The sequence below is a fragment of the Methanobrevibacter sp. 87.7 genome (assembly GCF_002208625.1).
Taxonomy (GTDB): Archaea; Methanobacteriota; Methanobacteria; order Methanobacteriales; family Methanobacteriaceae; genus Methanarmilla.
This window is the reverse complement of record NZ_MRCT01000119.1, coordinates 1-5,924: the sequence shown is the minus strand read 5'-3', so window position 1 is coordinate 5,924 and position 5,924 is coordinate 1. Positions and strand designations below refer to the sequence as shown.

Here is a 5,924-nt window from a genome sequence, read left to right as displayed (position 1 = left end):
ACTTAAAGAAGTTAAAAATTTTATAAAAATGAATTATTAATTATAAAATTATTAAAAATACAAAAAAGATTTAAAAATTACTAAAATAATAATCAAAACTTAATAATCATAAATATTAAGAAAATAATAAAAAACACATAAAATAAAAAATAAGAAAAAACAAAAAAACTAAAAAAAAACACTAAAATAAAAAAATAAAATCAAATATAAACAAAAAAAATTACTAAAATAAAGAAAAAATTGCCTATAAAAAAATTAAAATCTATAAAAAAAAGTTTTTGTTATAAGGCAAGATAGGGATTTGAACCCCAGTATCATGGTCTGCAGCCACGCACCTAAGCCGCTCGGTCACCTTGCCGTTTTATACAACATACTAATATTGATTAAAACTAATATATAAATGTTTGTATTTTTTAAAGTATATAAATATTTTTATTTAAATAAATTTAAATCTAAAAATTTAAAAATTTAAAAAATATAAATAAAATAAAAAAAGAAATGCAATTAAAAATTAATAAATTAAATTTTAACAATCAAATGAAGAATTTAAACATGCATGACATTCATAAGGCATATTACCTTTTTCATGATGTAATTGACACATTACATCTTCTGCTTTGATTTGATGACATATATAACATGTACGTGGAATAATGTCTAATTTTGTAGCTTTTTCAGTATAAAGATCATTTGCAAAATCTTTAACTAAGCTTTTAATATTATCAGATAATTGTAATTCACTACCTCTTTTATCTGTAATATATTGACTTACAGCAGGTTGTGTAATATCCATTAATTCAGAAATTTTTTTCTGTTTCATACCTAAACTTAATAATTGTTTTGCTAACTCGGATCTTATTGCTGGAATAACATACCAAACTACCATTTCACAAGGAGGTTTCATCTTTATCGCCTTTTTATATTTTAATATTTTAAAGATTAATTAAAAATCTTTGAGTATAATAAATTGATAACCTATATTTAAAAACTTATTAAATTTATAATAAGGATATTACTTTATATAATAAATTGTATTTTTTTTAATTGATTTTATAGTTTTAAACTAATTAATAATATTAACTTATAATATATAAAACTATTGTTATATTTTTTTTAATTAAAAAAATAAAGGAATTTAAATTCCTCCACCTTCTTCAAATACAACATCTTCATTATATCTTCTATAATTATTAATATTAATACCAGAATTAGAAATATTATATAATTTTTTTAAAGTTTCTAATTCATTTTCAAGTTCATCTTGACGTTTTACTAATTCTTGTAAGCAATTTTTGACAGGATCTGGAAGTTTATTATGTTCTAAATTTAAAGGACATGATTTATCTTTAGTTTTGACAACTCTTCCAGGAATACCAACACAAGTTGAATGTGGAGGTACATCTTTTAATACAACAGAACCTGCACCTATTTTAGATGAATCACCAATTGTAATATCACCCATAACTTTTGCACCTGCACCAACTACTACTGCATCTCCAATAGTTGGATGTCTTTTTTTCTTTTCAAGAGATGTTCCACCAAGAACTGCTCCTTGATAAATTAAAACATCATTACTTACAATAGCGGTTTCACCAATAACAATGCCCATACCATGGTCTATAAAAACCCTACGACCAATTGTAGCACCAGGATGTATTTCAACACCAGTTAAAAACCTTGCAATAGTAGAATTAAATCTTGCCAAGAATTTAGCTCCTTTCTTCCAAAGCCAATGACTTATTAAATGGAACCAAACAGCATAGACTCCAGGGTAACAAAATAAGATTTCAATAGTACTACGGCTAGCAGGATCTCTCATTTTGGCAGTCATTATATCCTCTCTTATTCTGTTAAACATATTATCACCTGAAATTATAAAATATTAATAATAATTTTTATAACACCCTATATAAATACTTTCTTAACTATAGTTAAAATTTTTTTAAATTTAACTAAAAGTTAAAAAAACACTAAATTTCAATAAAATAATAAAAATTAACATTTTTTTAACTTTTAATTAGAAATTTAAGATTAATATTAATTAAAACTCATTATAAAAGTTTTAAAACCTTGTTATTATAATAAAACTTAACAATGTTATTATTTTATTCCTAAAAAAAATTCTATTTTAAAATAATTAAAATAGAATATATATTAGCTTATTTAATTGTCTAAAAATAACTATAAAATAAAAAATAATATTTTATAGATATTATTTTTAAAACTTTAACATTTTATTGATTTAATAGAACTATAAAAAAATATTAAAAAAATATTTTTTAAAAATTTATTCTACAGGGAATATTTCTGGACCATATTCTTTGTAGAGATCTTGGAATACCCAATCAACGGATAAGTATCTATCACCAGTATCAGGTAATATAGCTACAATAGTTTTACCTTTGTATTCTGGTCTTTTTGCAATTTGTAATGCTGCGTAAGTTGCTGCACCAGAAGAAATACCTGCAAAGATACCTTCTTCTCTAGCAAGAGCAAGTAAAGTTTTACCAGCATCTTCATCAGATACAGGGAAGATTTCATCAATTGCATCAGCATGGTAAGTTTCAGGGACAAATCCTGCACCAATACCTTGGATTTTATGAGGTCCTTTTACACCTTTACCTAAAGTTTGAGAAGTTTCAGGTTCTACAGCTACTGCATGTAAATCTGGGTTTACTTCTTTAATAGCTTCAGAAATACCAGTAATAGTTCCACCAGTACCTACACCAGCTACAACAACATCAACTTTACCATCAGTATCTCTAATTATTTCTGGACCAGTAGTTTCTTTATGGAATTCAGGGTTTGCTTGGTTTCTGAATTGTGCTGGGTTTACAGAATTAGGAATTTCTTTTAATAATTCATCAGCTTTTGCAATTGCTCCAGGCATACCATCACTACCAGGTGTTAAAACAATTTCTGCACCAAATACTGCAAGCAATTTTCTTCTTTCAATAGACATTGTATCAGGCATAGTTAAAATTAATCTATAACCTTTTGCTGCTGCTACAATAGCAAGTGCAACACCAGTGTTACCACTAGTTGGTTCAATAATAACAGAATCTTTATTTAATAAACCTCTTTTTTCAGCATCTTCAATTAAAGCTACACCAATCCTATCTTTTACACTACCTGCTGGGTTAAATGCTTCTAATTTTACAAGTACTTCAGCATCTAAATCTTTAGTTAATGAATTTAATCTTACAAGTGGGGTGTTACCTACTGTTTCAGTTATATCTTTTGCTACTCCTCTAGTTAATTTTGGAATATTTACCATATTTTATCACCATAAATTATTTTTGTTAAATCTTTAATTTTAATTTTTGTACCATATTTCATTTTTTTATCTTTAAAATTAAAACCATATATATAAATTCTTACACATAATTATTAGAAATTCATAATATATAACTATTGTTATATTTTTTAAATTAAAAAAATCTAAAAACCAATTAAATATATATTAAAAATCCTTACACATAATTATTAGAAATTCATAATATATAACTATTGTTATATTTTATAAAAAAATAAACAAAATTATAATACATAATATCACAATGTTTTATAACTATTGTTATATTAAATTTTAATACTTATAAAGTTTTTGATTTATAATTTTAAAAAAGTAAAAATTAAATTAGAAATTATGAAAAAATTGAAAATATTAAAAAAACTAGAAAATTTTTAAAAATAATAATAAAAAATTAACTATTTTTATCTAGATTTGCATCATAATCACAATACTGTGAAATAGGACAAATCTCACATTTTGGAGAAATAGGTTTACATATTGTTTGACCAAATTGAACCATTAAATCATTTAATTCAATCCATAAATCACGAGGAACAACTTTTTTAAGTTCTTCTTCAGTTTCTTCTGGTTTTTTAGTATTAACTAAACCCCACCTATTAGAAATTCTATGAACATGAGTGTCTACAGGAATTGCAGGTTCATTAAATGCAAATACCATTACACAATTTGCAGTTTTTCTTCCAACACCTGGAAGTTTTAAAAGTTCTTTCATGTCATTTGGAACTTTAGCACCATATTGATCTATTAAAATTCTTGAAACCTCTTTAATACGTGCTGCTTTTACACGATAAAAACCTGCAGGTTTAATAAGTTTTTCAATATCTTCAAGTGGTGCATCAACAATACCATAAATATCTTTATACTTATTAAAAAGATTATCTGTTGCTTGATCAGTGTTTTCATCCCTTGTTCTTTGAGATAAAATAGTTCTAATAAGTACTCTATATGGTCCATCACTAAGAAATATTCTTAAAGTATAATTTTCATTAAGAATATCTAAAATTTTTCTAACTGTTTCTTCTTTATTTTCCATTAAAATTCCCCATATTCTATAAATATTATAATAATATAATATCAATTCAAAATTTAATATTATAAATATTTAATATAATGTTAATTTAGACATTAATAAATTAAATCTTAATAATTAATAAGTTAATTCTAAATTTACACCAATACTTCCCATAGCATCCATAAATTCAGGGAATGAAACATTGAAAACATCACCATCATCTACAATTACATTATAACCTTTAAGATTTAAAAGAATAAATGCCATAGCAAGTCTATGATCTTTATGAGATGAAACTATAATCTCTTCATCAGTATTAAGAGTTTGTCCTTTAATTATTATATAATCTTCAAATTCTTCAAGTTCACAACCACATTTTTTAAGTTCCTCACAAGTAGTTGCAATTCTATCAGTTTCTTTAAATCTTGTATGACCAATACCTACAATTTTTGTAGTTCCTTCTGCAATAGCAGATAAAATAGTTATAGTAGGTAATAAATCAGGTGCATTAGATAAATCAATTTCACTAATAGCTTTAAGATTACCTTGAGATTTTAAAATAACAGAACTATCATCACATTTAATATCTGCACCCATTTTATCTAAAATATCTAAGATAATTTTATCTCCTTGTTTAGAATCTTTAAATAAATTAAGTACCTTAATTTCACCACCAAAAATAGCACATGCAGCAAGAAGATATGAAGAAGAAGAATAATCTCCTTCAATAATATAATCACATCCAGTATATTTTTGTGGTTTAACTATAAATTTAGTATTTTTACCTTCAGTAGATACATCAACATTAACACCAAATTTGCTCATTATATCAATAGTCATATCTACATAAGGTTTTGATACAAATGTTGGTAAAACTTCAAGTTCTATTCCATTTTCTGTAAGTGGAGCAGAAATTAATAATGAAGATATAAATTGAGAAGAAATATTACCTGAAATAGATGTACTTCCACCTTTAAAACCAGGATATACTGTAATTGGTGCTTTATCATTATTAGAATTAGTTTCTACACCAAGAGATTTTAAAGCTTTTAATAAATCACCCATAGGCCTAGTTTTAAGTGAATCATCACCAGTAAATACTACTTTAGTATCACTTAATGCTGCAATAGATGTAAGTAATCTTAAAGAAGTTCCAGAATTACCAAGATTTATAATATGATCTGGATTTGTAATAAATGGTTGAGGATTAAAATTTGGTTTTACTTCCCCATTCATTCCATTAACATCAATATAAGTTCCATAATTAGTAATATCTGCACCTAATGTAATACATGCATTTAATGTAGATAAAGTATCTTCAGATAATAATGGATTAAAAAGTTGACTACAACCTTCTGCAAGAGAAGCTAAAATTATTGCTCTATGAGTATAACTTTTAGAGGAAGGTGCTTTAATTTCACCTTCAATATCTAAACATCTACTAAATTTTAATTTCATATAAATCAGCACTATAATATTATAATAATTAAATTTTTTAAAAAAAAATATTTTCTTAATATAATATTATATAATGCAATATTAATAATATACGAAAATTTAAGAATAAATCATGATTTAAAATATATAGATAATAAT

At 24.5% G+C, this 5,924-nt stretch carries 5 protein-coding genes and 1 tRNA gene; all 6 read right to left on the bottom strand.

The window, feature by feature from the left end; genetic code table 11:
* Positions 1-286: 286 nt before the first annotated feature.
* The 6 genes from BGI41_RS06250 to aroA all read right to left on the bottom strand — a co-directional run bounded on the left by BGI41_RS06250 (position 287) and on the right by aroA (position 5,786).
* Positions 287-358, bottom strand: a tRNA-Cys gene (locus BGI41_RS06250).
* A gap of 168 nt (positions 359-526) precedes the next feature.
* On the bottom strand, positions 527-904 hold the full coding sequence (locus tag BGI41_RS06245; protein ID WP_088539578.1) for a transcriptional regulator: 378 nt from the start codon (positions 902-904) through the stop codon (positions 527-529).
* A 231-nt stretch (positions 905-1,135) separates the two neighbouring features.
* Positions 1,136-1,858, bottom strand: a complete 723-nt coding sequence (cysE, locus tag BGI41_RS06240) for a serine O-acetyltransferase (RefSeq protein ID WP_088539576.1) — start codon at positions 1,856-1,858, stop codon at positions 1,136-1,138.
* Positions 1,859-2,287: 429 nt separating this feature from the next.
* Positions 2,288-3,277 (bottom strand): cysteine synthase A, encoded by a 990-nt coding sequence (cysK, locus tag BGI41_RS06235; protein WP_088539574.1) that lies wholly within the window; start codon positions 3,275-3,277, stop codon positions 2,288-2,290.
* A 430-nt stretch (positions 3,278-3,707) separates the two neighbouring features.
* Complete coding sequence (nth, locus tag BGI41_RS06230; RefSeq protein WP_088539572.1) at positions 3,708-4,349, bottom strand: endonuclease III; 642 nt, start codon at positions 4,347-4,349, stop codon at positions 3,708-3,710.
* A gap of 114 nt (positions 4,350-4,463) precedes the next feature.
* Entirely contained in the window at positions 4,464-5,786 is a 1,323-nt protein-coding gene (gene aroA / locus BGI41_RS06225) for a 3-phosphoshikimate 1-carboxyvinyltransferase (RefSeq protein ID WP_088539570.1), read from the bottom strand.
* Between the last annotated feature and the right edge of the window lie 138 nt (positions 5,787-5,924).

Bases quoted from the DNA above. Each gene is read 5' to 3' on its own strand.
- BGI41_RS06245 (WP_088539578.1), bottom strand. From the start codon at position 904: ATGAAACCTCCTTGTGAAATGGTAGTTTGGTATGTTATTCCAGCAATA.
- cysE (WP_088539576.1), bottom strand. From the start codon at position 1,858: ATGTTTAACAGAATAAGAGAGGATATAATGACTGCCAAAATGAGAGAT.
- cysK (WP_088539574.1), bottom strand. From the start codon at position 3,277: ATGGTAAATATTCCAAAATTAACTAGAGGAGTAGCAAAAGATATAACT.
- nth (WP_088539572.1), bottom strand. From the start codon at position 4,349: ATGGAAAATAAAGAAGAAACAGTTAGAAAAATTTTAGATATTCTTAAT.
- aroA (WP_088539570.1), bottom strand. From the start codon at position 5,786: ATGAAATTAAAATTTAGTAGATGTTTAGATATTGAAGGTGAAATTAAA.